The sequence below is a fragment of the Nocardioides aromaticivorans genome (assembly GCF_013408525.1).
In the GTDB taxonomy this organism is placed as follows: Bacteria; Actinomycetota; Actinomycetes; order Propionibacteriales; family Nocardioidaceae; genus Nocardioides; species Nocardioides aromaticivorans.
Genome location: NZ_JACBZM010000001.1, coordinates 154,916 through 176,920 on the forward strand (window position 1 = coordinate 154,916; position 22,005 = coordinate 176,920).

The 22,005-nt window shown below is 72.3% G+C and carries 17 protein-coding genes; 7 read left to right on the forward strand and 10 right to left on the reverse strand.

The annotated features are described in order from the left end of the window. The first annotated feature begins 57 nt into the window (after window positions 1-57). Both panB and BJ993_RS00685 read left to right on the forward strand, forming a co-directional pair. Window positions 58-921, forward strand: a complete 864-nt coding sequence (gene panB / locus BJ993_RS00680) for a 3-methyl-2-oxobutanoate hydroxymethyltransferase (protein WP_179647375.1) — start codon at window positions 58-60, stop codon at window positions 919-921. Window positions 922-956: 35 nt separating this feature from the next. Continuing rightward, window positions 957-2,105 (forward strand): PQQ-dependent sugar dehydrogenase, encoded by a 1,149-nt coding sequence (locus BJ993_RS00685; RefSeq protein ID WP_179647376.1) that lies wholly within the window; start codon window positions 957-959, stop codon window positions 2,103-2,105. Between the two features lie 50 nt (window positions 2,106-2,155). Here the strand turns inward: BJ993_RS00685 and BJ993_RS00690 are convergent, their stop codons facing one another. The 3 genes from BJ993_RS00690 to BJ993_RS00700 all read right to left on the reverse strand — a co-directional run bounded on the left by BJ993_RS00690 (window position 2,156) and on the right by BJ993_RS00700 (window position 6,565). Beyond that, the gene (locus BJ993_RS00690; protein WP_179647377.1) at window positions 2,156-3,070 is read right to left on the reverse strand and encodes a putative endonuclease domain-containing protein; all 915 of its coding nucleotides are present in this window, start codon (window positions 3,068-3,070) and stop codon (window positions 2,156-2,158) included. Between the two features lie 106 nt (window positions 3,071-3,176). Then, window positions 3,177-5,204, reverse strand: coding sequence for a M3 family metallopeptidase (locus tag BJ993_RS00695; protein WP_308645435.1), 2,028 nt, complete (start codon window positions 5,202-5,204; stop codon window positions 3,177-3,179). Then, window positions 5,201-6,565: a lysozyme family protein gene (locus BJ993_RS00700; protein ID WP_179647378.1), complete on the reverse strand. Its 1,365-nt coding sequence runs from the start codon at window positions 6,563-6,565 to the stop codon at window positions 5,201-5,203. The genes BJ993_RS00695 and BJ993_RS00700 overlap by 4 nt, the downstream gene beginning before the upstream one ends. Before the next feature lie 168 nt (window positions 6,566-6,733). Here BJ993_RS00700 and BJ993_RS00705 point away from each other — a divergent pair, with 168 nt between their 5' ends. Next, window positions 6,734-7,405 (forward strand): thymidine kinase, encoded by a 672-nt coding sequence (locus tag BJ993_RS00705; protein ID WP_179647379.1) that lies wholly within the window; start codon window positions 6,734-6,736, stop codon window positions 7,403-7,405. On the opposite strand, the gene BJ993_RS00710 is transcribed toward BJ993_RS00705, so the two are convergent. From BJ993_RS00710 to BJ993_RS00730, 5 genes are all read right to left on the reverse strand, one after another. Continuing rightward, window positions 7,371-8,522 (reverse strand): hypothetical protein, encoded by a 1,152-nt coding sequence (locus BJ993_RS00710; protein ID WP_179647380.1) that lies wholly within the window; start codon window positions 8,520-8,522, stop codon window positions 7,371-7,373. The two genes, BJ993_RS00705 and BJ993_RS00710, sit on opposite strands and share 35 nt — an antisense overlap. After that, window positions 8,519-9,052 (reverse strand): SigE family RNA polymerase sigma factor, encoded by a 534-nt coding sequence (locus tag BJ993_RS00715; protein ID WP_179647381.1) that lies wholly within the window; start codon window positions 9,050-9,052, stop codon window positions 8,519-8,521. Before BJ993_RS00715 ends, BJ993_RS00710 begins: the two co-directional genes overlap by 4 nt. Window positions 9,053-9,139: 87 nt before the next feature. Next, window positions 9,140-10,300 carry an alkaline phosphatase family protein gene (locus tag BJ993_RS00720; RefSeq protein ID WP_308645436.1) on the reverse strand — a complete coding sequence of 387 codons (1,161 nt, stop codon included), beginning with the start codon at window positions 10,298-10,300 and terminating at the stop codon, window positions 9,140-9,142. After that, entirely contained in the window at window positions 10,293-10,862 is a 570-nt protein-coding gene (locus BJ993_RS00725; RefSeq protein WP_036544606.1) for a DUF5998 family protein, read from the reverse strand. The genes BJ993_RS00720 and BJ993_RS00725 overlap by 8 nt, the downstream gene beginning before the upstream one ends. 61 nt (window positions 10,863-10,923) lie before the next feature. After that, window positions 10,924-13,647, reverse strand: coding sequence for a bifunctional acetate--CoA ligase family protein/GNAT family N-acetyltransferase (locus BJ993_RS00730; protein WP_242530258.1), 2,724 nt, complete (start codon window positions 13,645-13,647; stop codon window positions 10,924-10,926). Between the two features lie 91 nt (window positions 13,648-13,738). Between BJ993_RS00730 and BJ993_RS00735 the strand changes: the two genes are divergently transcribed. From BJ993_RS00735 to BJ993_RS00750, 4 genes are read left to right on the forward strand one after another with little or no spacing between them, the layout of a single operon-like run. Beyond that, a complete protein-coding gene (locus BJ993_RS00735; protein WP_036544604.1) occupies window positions 13,739-16,267 on the forward strand; it encodes a DNA gyrase/topoisomerase IV subunit A in 2,529 nt (842 codons plus the stop codon). A gap of 4 nt (window positions 16,268-16,271) precedes the next feature. Continuing rightward, on the forward strand, window positions 16,272-16,991 hold the full coding sequence (locus BJ993_RS00740; RefSeq protein ID WP_179647382.1) for an LppX_LprAFG lipoprotein: 720 nt from the start codon (window positions 16,272-16,274) through the stop codon (window positions 16,989-16,991). Next, complete coding sequence (locus BJ993_RS00745) at window positions 16,988-18,793, forward strand: MFS transporter (RefSeq protein ID WP_179647383.1); 1,806 nt, start codon at window positions 16,988-16,990, stop codon at window positions 18,791-18,793. The genes BJ993_RS00740 and BJ993_RS00745 overlap by 4 nt, the downstream gene beginning before the upstream one ends. 9 nt (window positions 18,794-18,802) lie before the next feature. Beyond that, a complete protein-coding gene (locus BJ993_RS00750) occupies window positions 18,803-19,297 on the forward strand; it encodes a beta-class carbonic anhydrase (protein WP_036544600.1) in 495 nt (164 codons plus the stop codon). A gap of 27 nt (window positions 19,298-19,324) precedes the next feature. Here the strand turns inward: BJ993_RS00750 and BJ993_RS00755 are convergent, their stop codons facing one another. Continuing rightward, window positions 19,325-19,699, reverse strand: coding sequence for a hypothetical protein (locus tag BJ993_RS00755; protein ID WP_036544598.1), 375 nt, complete (start codon window positions 19,697-19,699; stop codon window positions 19,325-19,327). Between the two features lie 10 nt (window positions 19,700-19,709). Beyond that, window positions 19,710-21,866, reverse strand: coding sequence for a DNA gyrase/topoisomerase IV subunit B (locus tag BJ993_RS00760; protein ID WP_487353821.1), 2,157 nt, complete (start codon window positions 21,864-21,866; stop codon window positions 19,710-19,712). Window positions 21,867-22,005: the final 139 nt, after the last annotated feature.

The following is a 22,005-nucleotide window of genomic DNA, read 5'->3' on the forward strand; positions in this document are numbered from 1 at the left end:
CCTTTCACGAACGTGGACCCGCACCTGCGGGCCGCGAGTCACCAGAGTGGAGCAACGATGAGCAGCACCCCCGAAGAGACCGCGCCGTACGGCGGCGCACCCGCCGCGGCCGCGTCCCCCGCACCGGTCAGGCGGATCCGCACGCACCACCTGCGCGAGATGAAGGAGCGCGGCGAGCGCTTCTCGATGCTGACCAGCTACGACCAGCTGACGGCCGGCATCTTCGACGAGGCCGGGATCGAGGTCCTCCTCGTCGGCGACAGCGCGTCCAACAACGTCCTCGGCAACAGCACCTCGATCCCCGTCACGGTCGACGAGCTACTCCCGCTGACCCGCGCCGTGAGCCGCTCGGTGTCCCGGGCGCTGGTCGTCGGCGACCTGCCGTTCGGCAGCTACCAGGCGTCGCCCGAGCAGGGCTACCTGACCGCCGTCCGGTTCATGAAGGAGGGCGGCGCCCACTGCGTGAAGCTCGAGGGCGGCGTCGAGATGGCCCCGCAGATCGAGCGGATGACGCGCGGCGGCATCCCGGTCATGGCCCACATCGGCTTCACCCCGCAGTCCGAGCACGCCCTCGGCGGCTACCGGGTCCAGGGCCGCGGTGCGGCCGCCGACCGGGTGCTCCGTGACGCCCTCGCGGTCCAGGAGGCCGGCGCCTTCGCCGTCGTCATGGAGATGGTCCCCGGCGATGTCGCCGCCGAGGTCACCGCCAAGCTCGACATCCCCACGATCGGCATCGGTGCCGGCAACCAGTGCGACGGCCAGGTCCTCGTGTGGCAGGACGCCTTCGGCCTGCGCACGGGCAAGCTGCCCCGCTTCGTCAAGCAGTACGCCGACCTCCGCTCGGTGCTGCTCGACGCCGCCCGTGCCTACGACTCCGAGGTCAAGGACCAGAGCTTCCCGGCTCCCGAGCACACGTTCTGACCCACGCAGCGCCCGGGGCGGCGTACGGTCGCTCCATGAGGGAGCGTCTCGTGGTCCTGCCCGTCCTCGTCCTGCTCGCGTCGGTCCTCGGCGCCGCCTGTGCCGGCGGCGCCGAGGAGCGCGGCACCCCGGCGCTCGACGTCGAGGTCGTCGCGAGCGGCCTGGACCATCCGTGGGAGGTCCAGGAGCTGCCGACCGGCGACCTGCTCGTCACCCAGCGCGAGCGGCGCACGCTGACGCTCGTCGACGCCGACACGGGCGCGAAGCGCAATCTCGCCTTCCCGAGCAGCAGCGTCTGGGCACGGGGCGAGACCGGGCTGCTCGGCCTGGCCGTCGACCCCCGCTTCGCGAGCAACCGGCGCATCTACACGTGCTCGGGCTGGCGGACCGCCTCCGGCCACGACATCCGCGTGGTCTCGTGGCAGCTCGACACCCGCTTCACCCGCGCGACCCGGCTGCGCTTCCTCAAGGTGGGCCTGCCGTCCAACTCCATCGGCCGGCACGGCGGCTGCCGCCTGCTGATCACCGGGTACGGCGCCCTCCTCGTCGGCACCGGAGACGCCGCCCACGGCACCAACCCGCAGAACCTCTCGTCGCTGGGCGGCAAGGTCCTGCGGATGGACCGCTTCTACGGCCGGCCGTGGCCGACGAACCCGTGGGTCAAGGGCACCGGCAACCGGCGCTGGGTGCTGACCTACGGGCACCGCAACGTGCAGGGGCTCGCCCAGCGCTCGGACGGCAGCGTCTGGTCGGTCGAGCACGGCTCCTACCGCGACGACGAGATCAACCTGGTCCGCAACGGCCGCAACTTCGGCTGGAACCCGGTCCCGGGCTACAACGAGAGCGTCCCGATGACCGACGGCAACCTGCCCGGCACGCAGTACGGCGCCCGCTGGCGCTCCGGCGACCCGACGATCGCGCCGTCCGGGGCGGACTTCGTCCGCGGCTCCGGCTGGGGCGACCTCGCCGGCACGCTCGCCGTCGCGGTGCTCAAGGACCAGCGCCTGATGTTCGTCCGCTTCGACAGCGACGGCGTCCTGCAGTGGACCCGCTCCCCCGCCGAGCTGCGCGGCACCCGCGGCCGCCTGCGCGACGTGACCGCCGCCCGCGACGGCTCGCTGCTGGTCACCACCGACAACGGCGGCGGGCAGGACGTGCTCCTGCGGGTCCGTCCGGCCGGCTGACCGTAGTCGGGGGGGTGGGAGTGACCCAGGGGTCACTCCCACCCACCCGACTACGCTGCCGGAACGCCGAGCAGCCGGAGGTCTCGCGCCACCGTCCCGGGTTCGTCACGTAGCTCGCGGGTCGTGCACCTCACGACCACCCGTGTCGGCGAGGTCAAGGCACGTTGGCGCGCGAGGTCGTCCTCCCAGTGCTCGACCTCCATGTGGAAGCCACCGTCCACCTCGAGCACGATGGTGCGGCCGTCGGGGAGCCGCCACTCGCAGTCGGTGAATCGCAGCCGTCCGCTGGCATCACGTCGCCGCACCTGCCGCACCGGCAGCGCCAGTCCACCGGCTCGGCACATCCTGCGGACGTCGATCTCCCCGACGGACTGGGCACCGCCCGCGATCTCCGCGAGTGCGCGCCGGAATCGCCCCGCACCTCGAAGTGGTGCCAACCTGTCGATCCACTCCGAAAGGCGATCGGGTGAGGTCAGGCCCTGCTGGACCGTTGCCGCGAGGACACCCTCGGCAACCCGGGGCGAGCGCTGGCGGGAGGCGAACAGCAGGACGGCCGGCTCGATTCGGGCAACAGGCAGCTCGTGGCCGGGCCGACGCAGGACAGCCAGGTCACGCCGGCTGCGGACGTACGTGACGCCGAGGAAGCCCTCACCGACGTCGGCGCCGTGAGGGACGAGCACCGTGACGTCGTCACGGTGCCAGTTGCGCAGTCCGCCGACCTCCGCGGCCGTGAGGCCACCGACCACGGCCCGCGCTCCACCATGCAGCACACCGACCCACATCGACTGCTCACGCGTCAGCTCGCCCGTCGTCGTACCGATGACGGTCGGGGTGTGGGCCACCCAACGCCCCGTCTCGACACGGTGCCGGATCGCCCATCGGTCGATGCCGACGCCGGCGAGCTGCGCGCGGGTGAGGAGCCCCGCTTGCCGTACCGCCAACCGCTTCCAGTCGTCCCGAGCCATGTGACGAGGCTGCCCGCAAACGACCTGGACTGCAGCGCTCCTCCACAGGCCGGGGTTGGGTGGGTGGGAGTGACCCAGGGGTCACTCCCACCCACCCAGCTCGCCGTCAGGCCAGGCCGCGACGCTCCAGCAGCGGCTGGATCGGGGCGGGCCGCCCGCGCCACTCGAGGTACGACGCCAGCGGGTCGCGCGTGCCGCCGATGCCGATCACGTGGCGGAGGTAGGCGTCGCCGTTCTCGCGGGTGAGCCCGCCGTTCTCCTTGAACCACGCGACGGTGTCGGCGTCGAGCACCTCGCTCCAGATGTAGGAGTAGTAGGCCGAGGCGTAGCCGGAGCTGAAGCTGTGGGCGAAGTAGGGCGTCGAGTAGCGCGGCGGCACGGCGGGGTTGTCGAGGCCCACGTCGGCCAGCGCCTGCTGCTCGAAGGCCGCCACGGCCTCCGGGTCGGTCGGGACCTCCTCGGGGGCCAGCTCGTGCCAGGCGAGGTCGACGAGCGCGGCGGCGAGGTACTCGCTCGTCGCGAAGCCCTCGTTGAACGTCTCGGCCGCGCGGATCCGCTCGACGACCTCGGCCGGGATCGGCTCGCCGGTCTCGTGGTGGACCGCGTAGCTGGCGAGCACCTCGGGCCACAGCACCCACATCTCGTTGACCTGCGAGGGGTACTCGACGAAGTCGCGGAAGACCGAGGTGCCCGAGAACTTCGGGTACGTCGACCGGGCGAGCAGCCCGTGCAGGGCGTGGCCGAACTCGTGGAAGAGCGTCCGGGTCTCGTCCCACGTCAGCAGGGTCGCCTCGCCGTCGGCCGGCTTGGGCACGTTGAGGTTGTTGACGACGACGGCGGACTCGTTGCCGAGCAGGACGGACTGGTCGACGAAGCTGCTCATCCACGCGCCGCCCCGCTTCGAGTCGCGGGTGTAGAGGTCGAGCAGGTAGAGGCCGATGGGGGTGCCGTCGCGGCTGACCTCGAAGACCCGCACGTCCGGGTGGTAGCCGGCCAGGTCGCCGCGCTCGGCGAACGTGAGGCCGAACAGCGCGCCGGCCGCGAAGAAGACGCCGTCCTGCAGGACCCGCTCCGCCTCGAACCACGGGCGCAGCGCGGCCAGGTCGACGTCGTACTCGGCGGCGCGAACCCGCTCGGCGTAGAACGGCCAGTCCCACGGCGCGACCTCGAAGCCCGCCTGTGCGGACAGCGCCTCCTGCTCGCGACGGGCGTTGCGGGCGGCCGGCGCCGCGAGCTGCTCGAGCAGCGAGCGGACGGCAGCCGGGGTGCCGGCGGTGTTGTCCGCGGTGACCAGGGCCGCGTGGTTGTCGAAGCCGAGGAGACGGGCCCGCTCGGCGCGCAGCCGCAGGATGTCGAGGGCGAGCGCACGGGTGTCGTGGTCCCCGCCGCGGCTGCCACGTGAGCGCTGGGCCGTGGACAGCCGCTCGCGCACGGACCGATCGGTCAGGGCCGCGAGGTGCGGGTGGGCCGTCGGCAGCACGAGGGTGAGCAGGTACTTCCCCTCGAGGCCGCGCGCGGCGGCGGCCGCTGCCGCCGCCGACACCTCTCCCGGCGTCAGCCCGGCGAGCTCGGCCGGATCGTCGACCACGACGGCAAGGTCGTTGCTGTCGGCCTGGAGCGCCAGCTCGAAGGCGGTCTCCTTGCTGGAGATCTCGCCGTTGAGCGCGCGCAGCCGGGCCTTGTCGTCCTCGCCCAGGGCCGCACCGGCGAGCCGGAAGTCGGCGACATAGCGCTCGACGAGGTACGCCGCCTCGGCGTCCAGTTCCGACGCCTGGCCGGCCACGGCCTGGATCCGCTCCCACAGCGCCGCGTCCAGCAGGATCGCGTCGGAGTGCGCGGCGAGCCGGGGCGCGAACTCGGCCCGCACCGCGTCGACGGTCGCGGACGAGTCCGCGCCGGCCTTGTTGTGGAAGACCCGCAGGACGCGCGAGAGCGAGGTCCCGCTGCGCTCCAGCGGCACCAGCGTGTTGTCGAAGGTCGGCACCGCCGGATCGGCGGTGATGTCCGCGATGGCCGCGAGCTGCTCGGCCATCGCGGCCTCGATCGCGGGCGCGTAGTCGTCGTCGGTGATGTCCGCGAAGGGCGGCAGCTGGTGGGGCAGTTGGCTGGGCCCGAGCAGGGCTTCCGTCGTCACTCCGCCACTGTAGTGACGGCTCCGTCGTCCGGGGTCGCGGCCGGCTCGGTCGACGGCTCCTGGACGGTCGGCTCCTCGGCGGCGGCGCGGGTCGCGTCCGGCTCCGCGGTCGCCGTCGGCTCGGTGGACGGCTCCGGGGAGGGGACGGGCTCCGGTGTCGGCTCCGGTGTGGGCTCGGGCGTCGGCTCCGGGTCGGGAGTCGGCTCGGGCTCCGGAGTCGGGTCGGGCGTCGGCTCCGGGTCCGGTGTCGGCTCCGGGTCAGGAGTCGGCTCCGGGTCGGGCGTGGGCTCCGGGTCCGGCGTCGGCTCCGGTTCCGTCGTCGGGTCGGGGTCCGTCGACGGACCGGTCGACGGGTCGGTGCCGGGCTGCTCGCCGCTCCCGCCCCCGTCACCCCGGACGATGTCGCCGGAGCGCGGGATCACCAGGCCGGAGTGCCGGATCGCCGAGCGCACGTGGCGGATCGCGTCGTCGACGGCGTCGTCACAACCGCAGTCGACCAGGTCCCCGGGCAGCACGCCGGCGAGCATCGGGATGGCGATCGGCTGGTTCTCCATCTCCTCGGCGTAGAACGCCGCGAGCGCGATCACCGTGTCGGCGTACCCCTTCGCCTCGTTGTACGTCGCCAGCGCGTTGCGCAGCGCCGGCTCGGTCGACAGGTCCGGCCGGCCGGAGCACAGGAGCACGCTGGCACCGAGCGCGGCGTCGTCGAGGTCCTGGGGGTTGCGCTTCGTGTCGCTGTCGGCGTCGACCGCGACGGCCGCCCAGGTCGCCGGCAGCAGCCCGAGCGGACCGACGGTGGCGTCCCACCGGGTGTTGCGGTCGAGGAGGCCGGCATCGGTGTCGCTGACCCGGTTGCGCCCGCCGCGCCCGTCCTGCGGCTTGCCGATGATCGCCGGTGTCACGACGCCTTCGTCGCTCACCTCGTGGTCGAGGCTCTCCCCGCGGCCGTGGTTCGACTCGATGCGTCCGATGGCGGCGAGCACGGTCCAGTCCAGGTTGCAGTCGGCCGCGCCGTCGATGATCGATGCCGCCCGCTGGTAGGCGAGCAGCGCGGCGGGCGGGGCGTCGAGCACGGCGCCGTCGTACCCCGCGGCGGCACCGACGGGCTTGCGGACCGGCGCCGGGCCGAGGACGACCTGTTGCGGGACGGCAGCGGGGCCGGGCACGTCGGCCACCGCACCCGGCACGACCTGGTCGGCCGGCTGCGCGGTCCCGGGATCGGGATCGGCCGTCGACGCGGTCGGGATCCCACGACCGGTGACCCCGGTCAGGGCGAGCACGACGGCCAGTGCCGCGACGAGTCCGACGACCCCGAGCGTCCGCCAGATCCAGCGCGTGGCCGGCTTGGTGGAGACCCCCATTGCCACCGCACCTTTCTGCAAGAGTTGGACCTCACAAAGTGTTCGCCCCCGCCCACCTTTCCGCAGCGGAATCGACAGATCCATCGCCTTCGGGACCGTTCCGGAGGCGTTCGCACGGGGCGCACCGCACGTTCACCATCGGATCCGATGGATGAGAGGATGCCGCCCGTGGCCGAGCTGATCTTCCGTACCGGGACCATGGACGCCGGGAAGTCGACCCTCGCGCTGCAGACCAACCACAACCACGCCGCGCGTGGTCGCGTGGGAAGGCTCTTCACCTCCCACGACCGGGCCGGCGCGGCGGTGGTGTCCTCGCGGCTCGGCCTGACGGCGCTGGCCCAGGAGGTCGAGCCGGACTTCGACTTCTGGCGCTACACCGTCGACGCGCTGACCCAGGGCGCGCGGATCGACTACTTCATCTGCGACGAGGCCCAGTTCTACACGGCCGAGCAGGTCGACCAGCTGGCGAAGATCGTCGACGAGCTGCAGATCGACGTCTTCTGCTTCGGCATCCTCACCGACTTCCGCACCCGCCTGTTCCCGGGCTCGGCGAGGCTCGTGGAGCTGGCCGACCGCACCGAGGTGCTGCAGGTCGAGGCGCTGTGCTGGTGCGGCAAGCGCGCCACGCACAACGCCCGCACCGAGGACGGCGTCATGGTCACCGAGGGCGAGGTCATCGTCGTCGGCGACGTCGACACCGACCCGGAGGCCGCCGTCCATGCCGCCGACGACGTCGACGTGGCGTACGAGGTGCTGTGCCGCCAGCACCACCGGCGCGGGATGACCGCGGCGCGGGCGCGTGCGGTCAGTCTGTCGCCGGAGCCCCTCCCGTTTCCGTAGCGGAGGACTCCTCGGCAGACGTGCTCAGCAGCTCGGTGGCATAGCCGCCGACCGGCAGCAGCAGGTCGTGCGTGAGGCCGGCGACCGCCGTCGCGCAGGTCCCCTCGGGCAGGTCGCAGGTCAGCAGGTCGGTGTCGTCGCCGGCGTCGAGCACCACCGCCACCGTGTCGGCGTCGAGCCATTCGTAGGCGTACCAGGTGCGGTCCGGCCCGGGGACGTCGAGCAGCACCTCCGCACCGGTCGCCACCGCGACGACGACGTGGTCATCGGTCGTCACCCACCGACCGTCCGGCGACACGGCTCCGAAGTAGCGCTCCTCGACGGGGGGCAGCACCACCGTGCCGTCGCGGTCGCGGAGGTCGGTGCCGAGGTCGCCCCCACCGTCGTCCTCGACGAGCCCGACCCGGAGGCCGTCCGAGACGTCGCCGATCCACTGCAGGTCCTTCCCGGTGGCGATCACCCGGCTCTCGCCCGTGGCGAGGTCGGTCGCCACCTCGCCCCGCAGGTCCAGCCAGTACGCCGTGCCGTCGTCGATCGCGAAGAACCAGGCCAGCTGCGGCGGTTCGCCGTCAGCCATGGAGGCATCGAGATGGGCGTCGTGGCGCTGCGCCGTCCCGGTCGCGAGGTCGACGGTGACGTAGACCGGCACCGCCCCGGACCGGTCCACCCAGCCGACTGTCGTCCCGTTCTCGTCACCGACCAGCGGGGCGTGGCCCGCCGCTCCCGAGCCGATCTTTGTGACCTCGCCCTCGACGACCGAGTAGACCGTGCCGTCCTCGGTGAGGAACGCGTAGCCGACCCGGGTGCGCACGAAGCCCTCCGCCTTCCGGCCCAGGTCGTACGACGCCGTGGGCGTGTGCAGGGTGTCGCCGACCACCCACGACAGCTCCGCCGGGCTCGACCCGTCCGCAGGAGCGGGATCCTTCGCGGTGTCTCCCCCACCGAGGGCCACCGCGACGCCGCCGGCGACGACCGCGAGAGCGGCGACGCCGCCGACGAGCGAGGTCTGGCGGCGGCGTACGGCACGGTCGCCGGACTCCACGATCGCGGCGAGGTCCACCGCCTCGAAGTCCAGGTCGGCCGCGCGGTCCATCAGGGTCTTCAGCTTCTCGGTCATGCCGGCACTCCTTCCGTGGCGAGCAGGTCGTCGATGTCGAGGTCGTCCCCCATGAGGTCGCGGAGGCGGGTGAGCGCGGCGGAGGCCTGGCTCTTGACGGTGCCGACCGCGCAGCCGAGCAGCTCGGCGGTCTGCCGTTCGGTGAGGTCCTCGTAGTAGCGGAGCACGATCACGGCGCGTTGGCGCGGTGGCAGCTGCGCGAGCGCACCGAGCAGCGCCTGCCGGGCGACCAGCCCGTCGGCGTGGCCGTCGGCGGCCTGCTCGGGCAGCGTCGCGGTGACCCGCTCGGCGTTCCAGCTGCGCTTGCGGAACCACGTGATCGCGGTCGTCGTGATCGCCTTGCGGGTGTACGCCTCCGCGGCCTGCGGGTTGCGCAGGCGCGGCCACGCGACGTACGTCTTCGTCAGCGACTCCTGCACGAGGTCCTGGGCGAGCCCGACGTCGCCCACCATCAGGTAGGCGGCGCGGTGCAGCGCCCCGGAGCGGGCGGCCACGAACTCGGCGAACGCGGCCCGGTCCCGAGCAACCATGCTTCCTCCGGTCCTTCCGGGACCCCAGCGGCCCCACTCACCCACCCAGACGACGCGGGCGGCCGAAAAGGTTCGGTGGCCGGTGGCTCAGTCCAGCAGGACCGGGATCAGCATCTCGTCGGGCGTCAGCGAGCCGTGCATGCCGATCAGCCTGGTCTCGTAGGGAAAGCCGTCGGTCGACAGCACGGCGAAGTCGCCGCGGCAGGCGACGATGACGTCGCCGATCCGCGGCAGCACCGACGGGTCGACGACCCCGAACCAGCCGCGGCCGATCGCCTCGGCGCGGGTGAGCACCTCGGCGCGGTCGCCGATCCGCTCGCGCCAGGTCGCCACGACATCGGGCACGGCGCCGCCGGTGCAGTAGAGGTGGCGGAAGCGCGCCTCGCCGCCCACGATCGCCACACCCGAGCGGAGCTCGTCGTCGGAGGACACGTCGATCCGCGAGCCGTCGGGCACGTCGACCATGCCGTGGTCGGCCACGACGACGAGCCGGCGGTCGGCGGGCAGGGCCTCGCGCAGCTGCTCGGCCTCGTGGTCGATCATCGCGAGCTGCTGCAGCCACTGGCTCGACGCCACGCCCCAGCGGTGACCGGTCCAGTCGAGGTCGCCGTCGTACACATAGGTCAGCGCGGGCTGGCGCGGGTCCGGCCGGGACGCCGCGACGACGGCGGCGATCCGCTCCCCGACCCGGTCGACGCCGACGTAGTCGGCACCGCGGTGCGCCGCGACCGTCAGGCCGCTGCCGTCGAACTCCCGCTTGTTGACGACCGTGACCCGCACGCCAGCCGCCTGGAGCGACGAGAACGCGGTGGTGTGCGGCTGCCACTGGGTCGGCTCGATGTCGTGGTCCCAGATCAGCGCGTTGAGCAGCTCGTCGGTGCCGGGGATCCGGGTCGTGAAGCCCACCAGGCCGTGGGCACCGGGCGTCAGGCCGGTGCCGAGCGAGGTGAGCGAGGTCGAGGTCGTCGACGGCACGCCCGCGGTCGCGGGGCTCGAGCCGGCCAGCAGGGAGGAGAGGTACGGCGCCACGTGGGCGTGCCGCTCGAGCAGGCGCGCGCCGAGCCCGTCGATGAGGAAGATGACATACGACGCCGCACCCGGCAGCAGCAGGCCCGACGGGGCGGGGCCGAGCGGGCTGCCGAGCGCGTGCGCGGCCGCCGGGACGAGGTCGCCCAGCGAGCGGACGCCGTAGGCGGGCTCGCAGAAGCCGTCCTGCACCGGGGCGCCGGGAGCGAGTGGGTCAGCCACGGGTCAGCGCGGACAGGGAGGCGGCGAAGGACAGCAGCCCACCGACGGCGTCGGCGCCGTCGGCGGCGGCCGAGACGCGCAAGGAGAAGTCGTCGGACGACATGGTGCCGGTGTAGCCGTGGTCGGCCTCGCACTGCGGGTCGTCGCACGCGGCGGGCTCGAGGTCGAGCCGGCTGACGGCGCCCCAGCCGATGGTCAGCACGGCCTCGGCCGGCGGCCGCGGGCCCGCGGTCGGGTTGGTCGTCATCCGGGTCACGACGACGGACGCGACCGCGCTCAGGCTGACCGCCTCCGTCGAGGTCGACGTGTAGGGCTCCGGGAGGAGGTCGTCGCCCGCGTGCTCGTCGGTGTGGGCGAGGATCAGCCGGGTCGGGGTCAGCACGATCACGGTCTGGTGCCGGCGCACCTCGTCACGCTCGAAGGTCGGCTCGTGGTGCACGTAGAAGGACACCACGGACTCGCCGCCGCAGGCATCGGCGACGGCGTCGGCCACCACCTCCGGGTAGTAGCCGGTGCGGTTGATCGCAGTGCTCAGCTCGGCGCTCCGGTCGCGGACGGTCATGGGCGGCATCCTGTCACGCCGTCCCGCGGCGGGCTGCGCCAGTCGGCGACTCGGCCCGGAGTCAGTCGGGAATCGTGGTGATGAGGTCCGGCATCCGGCGCACCAGCGAGTCCGGGCGCGGGTCCTTGACCGCGGCGACGCGTGCCGACGCGGTGAGCACCCGGGCCCCGTCGACACCGGCCAGCACCAGCGACAGCTCGAGCGAGCTGACCTGCGGCAGGTCGTTCTGGAGCTCGGCGACGCGGGTGATCAGGTCCTCGATCGCCGCGACGTCGACCGCCTCCGCACCGCGGTAGCCGAACAGCAGCGGGGCGCTCTTCACCTCGCGCACCATCGCCGCGACCTCGTGCTCGCCGAGCGGCGGGATCCGGTAGGACCAGTCGCCGAGCAGCTCGATCACGGGCCCGGAGATGCCGAACGACACGACCGGCCCGAACAGCGGGTCCTCGAAGGAGCGCACCGCGATCGGGACACCCGTCGGGGCGTTGCGCTGGACGACGAACCGCCCGGTCGCCGGGTCGACGAGCCGGCTGAGGTCGGACCAGGCCTCCCGCATCTCCGCGACGTCGTCGATGTTGCGCCACACGTGCACCTGGTCGGGCCGCTCGCGCACAGAGGGCAGGGTCGACTTGAGCACGACATTCCAGCCGAGCGACTCCCCCGCCGCGACCGCCTCGTCGAGGTCGGCGACGCGCAGGGTCGGCCACAGCTCGATGCCGTACGCCGCCAGCAGCTGCGCCACCTGGTCCTGGTCGAGCTCGACCTCGCGGTCGGCGGCGATCACCTCGGGGTCGGCGAGGATCTGGTCGACCAGGCGCCGCGCGGCCCGGTCGTCGACCTCGCCCGCGTCGGCGACGGGGCCGTCGGGGGCGTGGAGCCACACGGCGTACTCGACGACACGCGCGAGCGCCCGCACCGCCGCCTCCACCGCCGGGTACGACGGCACGGAGCCGCGCCCGGCCGCCGAGCCCGCGACGTCGGGGACCCGCAGCAGTTCGGGGATGCCCTCGGCCCCGAGGAAGGAGGAGACCAGCGGCTTGTCCGACTGCTCGCCGACCGCCGCCAGGACGTTGGCGACCTCCTCGCCGGACACGTCGAGCGGCGGGATGTAGACCGCGATCACCGAGTCGACGTCGGGGTCGTCGATGGCGTCGTCGAGCGCGTCCTCGAAGTCCTCGGCGGTCGCGTCGGCGCCGAGGGCGACGGACCGGTTGACGACCAGCCCGACGGCGGAGGCGGCGTCGGCGGCCAGCAGGCCGAGCGCGTCGGAGTTGCCGACGATGGCGACCCGGCGCCCGCGCGGGAGCGGCTGGTGCGCGAGCAGCTGGGCGACGTCGAACATGTCGTCGAGGGTGTCGACCTGGATGACGCCGGCCTGGCGGAACATGGCGTCGACAGCTGCCTGGGGAGCGCCGATCCGGCGGACCGTGTGGCCCATCGGCACGCCCTGCGTCGTACGGCCCGAGCGGACCGCGACGATCGGCTTGCGGTGCGAGACCCGGCGGGCGATCCGGGAGAACTTGCGCGGGTTGCCGATCGACTCGAGGTACATCATGACGACCTCGGTCGCGTCGTCCTCCTCCCAGTACTGCAGGAGGTCGTTGCCGGACACGTCGGCGCGGTTGCCGGCGCTGACGAAGGTCGAGATGCCGAGGCCGCGGTTCTTGACCTTCTCGAGGATCGCGGAGCCGAGCGCGCCGGACTGGCAGAAGAAGCCGGCGCGACCGCGGTTGGGCATGACCGAGGACAGCGAGGCGTTGACCTGCACGCTCGGGTCGGTGTTGATGACGCCGAGGCAGTTGGGCCCGATCAGGCGCAGGCCGTAGGAACGGCACAGGCCGGCGAGGTGCCGCTGGCGGCGCCGGCCCTCCTCGCCGGTCTCGGCGAAGCCCGAGGAGATGACGACGAGGCCGTGCACGCCCTTGTTGGCACAGTCGAGCACGACGTCGGTCACCGCGTCGGCGGGGACGGCGACGATCGCGACGTCGACGTCGTCGGGGATGTCGTTGACGTTCTTGTACGCCGGCAGCCCCGACACCGCGGGCGCGCTCGGGTTGACGACATAGACGCGTCCGGTGAAGTCGGCCATCACCAGGTTGCGCACGAGCACCTGGCCGATCGTGTCCTGGCGGCGGCTGGCACCGATGATCGCGACCGACTTGGGGCGGAAGAAGCGGTCGATCGACGCCGCCTCGGCGGCGTGCTCGCGGTCGCGCATCACCCCGATCGCCGTGTCGGTCGGGTCGATCGGGAACTCCAGCGTGATCACGCCGTCGTGGTAGCCGCTCGCGACCCGGTAGCCGGCGTCGCGGAAGGTCTGGATCATCCGGCTGTTGTCGGGGAGCACCTCGGCGGTGAACCGCTCCACGCCCCGCTCGCGCCCGGCCTGGGCCAGGTGCTCGAGCAGGAGCTGGGCGATGCCGCGGCCCTGGTGGCCGTCCTCCACGAGGAAGGCGACCTCGGCCTCGTTGTCGCCCACGACGTCGTACCGGCCGACGGCGATCATCTTCTCCTGCAGGATCAGGATGAGGGCGACCCGGTCGACGTTGTCGACGTGGGTGAAGCGCCGCACGTCGCGCTCGGAGAGCACCGGCATGGGCGAGAAGAAGCGGTAGTACTTCGACTCGTCGGAGACCCGCGCGTAGAACTCGACGAGCAGCTCGTCGTCCTCGGGACGGATCGGACGGATGTGCGCGGTTCGGCCGTCGCGCAGCAGGACGTCGCCCTCCCAGTGCGCGGGAGGCGCCACGATCTCCTCGGTCGGGGTCGCATCACCGGCGGTCACAGGGAGAAATCTATCGGTCCCCTCCTACTCCCGGGACTCCCCCGGCGTGCCCGGTCACCGATGGCCGGTGCCGACCGGGAGAATGGGACGCATGGCACGGCGTACGAAGCAGGAACCCCTCCCGGAGGACTTCGAGGAGCACATCCTCGACACCGACATCCGCGACGAGATGCAGTCGTCCTTCCTGGAGTACGCCTACTCGGTCATCTACTCCCGCGCGCTGCCCGACGCCCGCGACGGGTTGAAGCCGGTCCAGCGCCGGATCCTCTACACGATGAACGACATGCGCCTGCTGCCCGACCGCGGCCACTCCAAGTGCGCCCGCATCGTCGGTGAGGTCATGGGCCGGCTGCACCCGCACGGCGACGGTGCGATCTACGACGCGCTCGTCCGCACCGCCCAGTCGTGGTCGCTGCGCCTGCCGATGGTCGACGGGCACGGCAACTTCGGCTCCCCCGGTGGCGAGGACCCGCCGGCCGCCATGCGTTACACCGAGGCCCGGATGGCTCCGGCCGCCGTGGCCATGACGGAGTCCATCGAAGAGGACACCGTCGACTTCAAGCCCAACTACGACAGCCGCGAGTACGAGCCGACGGTGCTCCCGTCGGCGATCCCCAACCTCGTGGTCAACGGCACGACCGGCATCGCGGTCGGCATGGCCACCAACATGGCCCCGCACAACCTGGTCGAGGTCGTGCAGGCGCTGCGCCACCTCATCCAGCACCCGAGGACCGACGTCGACGGCCTGATGCGCTTCATCCCGGGCCCGGACCTGCCGACGGGCGGCAAGATCGTCGGCCTCGACGGCATCCGCGACGCCTACGAGTCGGGCCGCGGCATCTTCAAGATGCGGGCGACCGCCCGGATCGAGACGATCGGGCGCCGCAAGGGCATCGTGGTGACCGAGCTGCCCTACGGCATCGGCACCGAGAAGGTCATGGAGCGGATCAAGACCCTGGTCCAGACCAAGAAGATCCAGGGCATCGCGGACATGAAGGACCTCACCGACCGCGAGAACGGCCTGCGCCTGGTCATCGAGATCAAGAACGGCTTCGTCCCCGAGGCCCTCCTCGAGCAGCTCTACAAGCTCACCCCGATGGAGGACTCCTTCGGCATCAACAACGTCGCGCTCGTCGACGGCCAGCCGCGCACCCTGGGCCTGAAGGAGATGCTCGAGGTCTTCCTCGAGCACCGCTACGACGTCGTACGCCGCCGCTCGCAGTTCCGCCGCAACAAGAAGGCCGACCGCCTCCACCTCGTCGACGGCCTCCTGCTCGCGCTGCTCGACATCGACGAGGTCATCCAGGTCATCCGCACCAGCGACAACTCGGCGGCCGCGAAGGAGCGGCTGATGAGTGTCTTCGACCTCTCCGAGCTCCAGGCCGAGTACATCCTCGAGATGCAGCTGCGCCGGCTGACCCGCTTCTCCCGCCTCGAGCTGGAGAAGGAGCAGGAGACGCTGCGCAAGGAGATCGAGGAGCTCGACGCGATCCTCGCCGACGAGGGCCTGCTCAAGAAGGTCGTCTCCACCGAGCTCGGCGAGGTCGCGAAGACCTACGGCACCCCGCGCCGCACCGTCCTGCTCGAGTCCGCCGGCACCACCGCCGTCGCGGCGGCGACCACCCCGCTCGAGGTCGCCGACGACCCCTGCTTCGCGCTGCTCTCCTCCTCCGGTCTGCTCGCGCGCACCAGCGGCGCCGACGAGCTCGGCTCCGGCGGCGGCCGGGCCAACCACGACGTCGTCGTCTCCGCCGTGCGTACGACGGCCCGCGCCGACATCGGCGTGCTCACCTCGGCCGGCCGCCTGGTCCGCCTCGCCGTCCTCGACCTGCCCGCGATCCCGCCCTCGGCCAACGAGCCCAACCTGCAGGGCGGGCTGCCGCTCAGCGAGGTCCTCGACCTGGCCTCCGGCGAGCGCGCGCTGGCGCTGACCACCCTCACCACCGACGGTCCCGGCCTGGCCCTCGGCACGAAGCAGGGTGTCGTCAAGCGGGTCAACCCCGAGGTGATCGGCAAGGACGAGTGGGAGGTCATCTCCCTCAAGGACGGCGACGAGGTCGTCGGCGCCGTCCAGCTCACCACCGGCACCGAGGAGCTCTGCTTCGTCACCTCCGACGCGCAGCTGCTGCACTACGGCGCCGACGGCGTCCGCCCGCAGGGCCGCTCCGGCGGCGGCATGGCCGGCGTCCGGGTCGCCGACGGCGAGCGGGTCGTGTGGTTCGGCGTGCTCGACCTCAACGCCCCCGGCGGCGTCGTGCTGGTCACCGCGTCCGGGTCCTCGACGGCCCTGCCCGGCACCGAGCCCGGCTCGGTCAAGGTGACCGACTTCTGGGAGTACCCCGCCAAGGGGCGGGCGACCGGCGGGGTGCGCTGCCACCGCTTCCTCAAGGGCGAGGACACCCTGGTCTTCGCGTGGGCCGGCCCGGCGCCGGCCCGGGCGGCCGCGGCCAGCGGTGCCCCGGTCGACCTGCCCGAGGCCGGTGGGCGTCGCGACGGCAGCGGCGTACCGGGCAGCCAGCCGATCATCGCGGCGGCCGGCCCGCTGACGGCCACCCTCGCGGCGGACGCGCCGGCGCTCGCGCCCTCGCCCGGGGCGCCCTCCACCGATGTGTCAGGGTGACCTCATGACGACCTCGACCCGTGTCGCCGCCGGCCTGCTCACCGGACTCCTCGCCGCCGGCGGACTGACCGCCTGCTCCGGCGACGACGGGGGCGGCGGCGACGCCGACCCGTGGAGCGACGCGGGCGCAAAGGCCAAGGAGCTGCTCGACGGCACCAGCGGGATCGAGGTCTCGATCTCGACCGGCGACGACCCGGGCGTCGACTACCTCTCGGCCGCCAGCGGCACGATCGTCGCCGACCCGCCGGCGTTCGAGGGCCAGGTCAGCGGCTCGGTCTCGGGCTTCGCGGTCACCGACGTCCCGGTCATCTCGGTCGGCGGCACGCTGTGGATCAACCACGCGCTGCTCGGCGGCTGGAGCGACCGCTTCCAGCCCGACGACCTCTGCGCGCCCGACCCCGCCACGCTGCTCTCGCCCGACTCGGGCGTCTCCAACGTGCTGACGTCCAGCAAGGACGTGAAGGCCGGCGAGTCCGAGCGCGGCGGCAAGGACAACAAGCAGGTCTTCCACACCTACTCCGGCACGGCCACCGGTGACGCGGTCCGCAAGATCCTGCCGTGCGCCGAGGGCGACTCCTTCGAGGCGACCTACCGCCTCGACGACGACGGCTACCTCCGCACCGCGCGGCTGACCGGTGTCTTCTTCCCGGACGCCGAGGAGGTCACGTACTCGATCGACGTCACCGAGTACGACGTCACCAAGGACATCTCCGCACCGGAATGACCGCACTGGAGGATCCTCTGGACGCACGGCCGGCGGGACGGGACCGCCTCCTGCTGGCGCTCTGCGCGGTCGCGGTCGCCTTCGCGGCCGTCGACACCTATGTCGTCGTCCTGGCCCTGCCGGACATGATGGCCGGCGTCGGCATCCCCGTCGACGAGCTCCAGCGGGCCGCCCCGATCGTCTCCGGCTTCCTGCTCGGCTATGTCGCGATGCTGCCCCTCATCGGCCGGATCGCCGACCTGCGCGGCCAGGTGCCGGTCCTGGCGATGTCGCTGGTGCTGTTCGCCATCGGCTCGTTCGTCACCGCGATCTCCTACGACCTGCCGAGCATGGTCGCCGGCCGATTCCTGCAGGGCGTCGGCGGCGGCGGGCTGGTCCCGGCGACGATGTCGCTCGTCGCGGCGCTGTACCCCGTGGAGCGCCGCGGCCTCCCGCTCGGCCTGGTCTCGGCGGTCCAGGAGTTCGGCAGCGTCCTGGGCCCGCTCTTCGGTGCGCTCGTGCTGTCGTTCACCACCTGGCGGGGGATCTTCGCGATCAACCTCGCCGGCGGCGCCGTCCTCCTGGTGGCCGTCTCCGCCCTCGCCCGGGCGCGGAGCGCCTCGGTGGTCGAGGAGGCCATCGGCCAACCCATCGCAGGAGAGCCTCCGGTGGTGGCGCCACGAGCCCCCCGCAACCCGCGCACCCTCCTGGCCCGCGGCATCGCCCTGCTCCTCCTCGCCGCCACCGTCGGCACCGGCCTGATCACCTTCCTCCAGCCGCCCGACCTCCAGCGCGACCTCACCTGGGGCCAGCTCTTCATCCCGTACGTCGACGGCGGCAGCCGCTGGGTCACGCCGATCGGGGTCGCCACCATCGGCGCCTTCACCGTGCTCGCGCTGTGGTGCTGGTTCGTGCCCCGTGCCCTCGTGGACCTGCGCGGGTGGTTCGGCCACCTCGTCGCGGCCGACCTGCTGGGCGCGACGCTCCTGGCCGCCGTGCTCGGCGGCATCGTGCTCGCGTTCGCGACGGCCGACCCGGAGGTCGCCGTCTTCTCGCCCCAGGGGCCGTGGTTCCTGGCCGGCTCGGCGCTCGCGCTGGTACTGCTGCTGCTCCACCTGCGCCGGGCGGCCGACCCGATCGTCCCCCGGGGCGCGCTGCGCGCGACGCCGGCGTGGGGCTCGCTGGTCGTCAGCTTCCTCGTCGGCTGGGCGCTGATCGCGGCGCTCGTCGACATCCCGCTGTTCGCCCGCACGACCACCGAGCGCGACTCGCAGCTCGGCGCCGCGCTGGTCCTGCTCCGCTTCCTGGCCGCGCTCCCGGTCGGCGCGATCGTGGGTGGCTGGCTGCTGCGACGGGTCCCGGCCGGCGTACTCACGGCGATCGGGATGGCCGCCGCCGGCGGCTCGTTCCTGGCGATGGCGCAGTGGGACGACACCAGCCTCGCGGGCTTCGCGAGCAACCTGCCGCTGGTGGTCGGTGGCTTCGGGTTCGGCCTCGCGCTCGCTCCCGTCAACGCCGCCATCCTCGCCACCACCGACGACGACGCCCACGGCCTCGCCAGCGCCCTCGTCGTGGTCGCGCGCATGGTCGGGATGCTCGTCGGTATCTCGGCGCTGACCACGATCGGCCTGCGCCGGCTCTACGCCGCCCAGGAGGCGGACCCCGGCCTCAGCATCCTCGAGCTCGGCATCGTGCAGGAGCACGCCGTCTTCGTCGGCGCGGCCTTCGCGGCCTTCGCCGCAGGCGTCCTGGCGCTGGTCGTCTTCGCCCGGGCACGCACCCGAGGTGTGGACACCGTCGAGGCGCTGCGCGTCGCTGGATAATCTGGAGCCATGGGCGATTTCGATGACCTCCTGAAGGCCAACCAGGACTACGCGGCGACCTTCGACCAGGGCGGGTTCGACGGCAAGGCGCACGCCGGTGTGGCGATCGTGACCTGCATGGACTCCCGCATCGACCCGCTGCGCATGCTCGGCCTCGACTACGGCGACGCGAAGATCTTCCGCAACCCGGGTGGCCGCGTCACCGAGGCGGCCCTCGAGGCGCTCGTGCTCGGCTCGCACCTGCTCAACGTCGACCGGATCCTCGTGATCCCGCACACCCGGTGCGCCATGGCGGCCAACTCCGAGGCCGACATCCACGAGAAGATCGGCGCCGCGGTCGGCCAGGACGTCACCTGGCACGCCTTCCACGTCATCCCGGACCAGAAGGCCGCCCTCGCCGAGGACGTCCGCAAGGTGCGCTCGCACCCGTTGATCCCCGACACCGTCAAGGTCGGCGGCTTCATCTACGACGTCGACACGGGCCTGCTGACCCAGGAGGTCTGACCGCCCCGGCGGTCGAGGAGGCGCTCCTCAGGCGCCGAGCAGGTCCCGCAGGGACTGGTCGACCAGCGCGCCGGGGAGCTCGTCGAGGCGCGCGCCCAGCGTCGCCAGGTCGCCGATCGAGGTGATCAGGTCGAGCAGCCTCGTCGTGTCCGCGATGAGGTCCTCGAGGGGCACGTCGACGAGCAGCGGGCAGTCGACCGCTCCCCCGTCCGGCTCGGGCGCCGCCGCCGGCGTCCAGCAGCCGACCTCGAGCACCAGGTAGGCGTTGCGGCCCACGCCGTCGGCCCGCGGGTCGACGTACCAGAAGAGGTCGCCGACGGCGATCCGCAGGTGCCCCCGCCGGGCCTTCGCCCCCCGTGCCTTGAGCAGCTTGACGACCGCTGCCCGACTCTCGCTCACCACCTGAGCAGCATCACGCGTCGAGGGCTTCCATGTCGACCTCGTAGGCGCCCTGGACGATGAACTCCTTGCGCGGCGCGACGTCACTGCCCATCAGCAGCTCGAAGACCTCGGCGGAGAGGTTGGCGTCGTCGACCGTCAGCCGGCGGAGGGTACGACGACGGGGGTCCATCGTCGTCTCGGCCAGCTGGTCCGCGTCCATCTCGCCGAGGCCCTTGTAGCGCTGCACCGGGTCCTTCCACTTGACGTTCTTCTTCTTCAGCTCCGCGAGCTTCCGCTGCAGCTCGTCGTCGGAGTAGGTGTAGACGTACTTGTCCTGGCCCTTCTTCGGGTTCGAGATCTCGATCCGGTGCAGGGGCGGGACGGCGGAGTAGACCCGGCCGTCCATGATCAGGTCGGGCATGTACTTGAAGAAGAGGGTCGCCAGCAGGGTCCGGATGTGGGCCCCGTCGGAGTCGGCGTCGGCCATGAAGATGATCCGGCCGTAGCGGCGGGCCTCGAGGTCGAAGGTGCGCCCCGAGCCGGCACCGACGACCTGGATGATCGAGGCGCACTCGGCGTTCTTCAGCATGTCGCCGACCGACGCCTTCTGGACGTTGAGGATCTTGCCCCGGATCGGCAGCAGCGCCTGGAACTCCGCGTTGCGGGCCAGCTTGGCCGTGCCGAGCGCGGAGTCACCCTCGACGATGAAGAGCTCCGTGCGCTCGTTGTCGGAGGCCCGGCAGTCGGCGAGCTTGGCCGGCAGGGACGAGGACTCCAGGGCGTTCTTGCGACGCTGGGTCTCCTTGTGCTGGCGGGCCGCGATCCGGGTCTTGGACGCCGAGACGACCTTCTCCATCAGGAGCTTGGCCTGCGCCTTCTCCGCCCGCTTCGTGGAGGTCAGGAAGTCCTTGAGCTCCTTCGCCACCACCTTGCGCACGACGGTGCGGGCGGCCGGCGTACCGAGGATCTCCTTGGTCTGGCCCTCGAACTGCGGCTCGGCGAGGCGGACCGTGACGATGGCGGTCATCCCCTCGAGGATGTCGTCCTTGATCACGTCGTCGTCGTTGACCTTGAGCGCCTTCGCCGCGCGCATCGACTCGTTGAAGGTCTTGGTGAGGGCGTTCTCGAAGCCGGAGACGTGGGTGCCGCCCTTGGGGGTCGCGATCACGTTGACGAACGAGCGCAGCTCGGTGTCGTAGCCCGTGCCCCAGCGGACCGCCACGTCGACGGTGAGCTCACGCTCGACGTCCTGCGGGGTCATGTGTCCCTTGTCGTCGAGCAGCGGCACGGTCTCGGTGAAGGTGTCGCTGCCCTGCAGGCGCAGGACCTCGGTGACCGGCTCGCCGGTGGCGAGGAAGTCGCAGAACTCGCCGATCCCGCCGTCGTGGCGGAACTTCTCCTCGAGCCACTCCGCGGAGTCGGCGGAGCGCTGGTCGCGGATCACCAGCTCGAGGCCCGGGACGATGAACGAGGTCTGGCGGGCGCGGCCGATCAGGCCGTCGAGGACGAAGCCGGCGTCCTTGGTGAAGATCTGGCGGTCGGGCCAGAACCGGATCCGGGTGCCCGACCTCCCCTTGGCGACCCGGCCGCCCTTGCGGGAGAGGCCCGAGGCCGGGGTGAACGGCGCGTCGGGGCCCTCGCCGGCGAAGGTGCCGGGGACGCCCCGCTGGAAGCTCATGCCCTGGCTGGCCGGCGAGCGGTCGACGTCGATGTCCATCCGGCTCGACAGCGCGTTGACCACGGACAGGCCGACGCCGTGGAGGCCACCGGTGGCGACATAGGAGCCGCCACCGAACTTGCCGCCGGCGTGCAGCTTCGTCGCCACGACCTCGACGCCGGTGAGCCCCGTCTTGGGCTCCTTGTCGGTCGGGATGCCCCGCCCGTCGTCGTGCACCTCGACCGAGCCGTCGGCGTGGAGGGTGACCTCGACCCGGTGGGCGAAGCCGCCGAGGGCCTCGTCGACGCCGTTGTCGATGATCTCCCAGAGGCAGTGCATCAGCCCCCGGGTGTCGGTGGAGCCGATGTACATCCCCGGACGCTTCCGCACGGCGTCGAGGCCCTCGAGGACCAGGAGGTGGGCTGCGTTGTAGGTGTTGTCGGCGATGACCGGCTCCTTCGGTGGTGCTGTCGTGCGGTGTACGACGCGCGTACGGCTGCGTGCTGCAGGGTCCGAATCTACCCGCGACACGCCGGAGACCGGTGCAGGCACACGGTGCCGGCCGGGAGGACGATGTTCGCCACGGCAAGGGAGCCGGACCGGATCAGGTAACGCTGGCCGATCGGAGGGTCACAACCTTGTTTCGGGTACTGGAAAATCAGGAATCCTA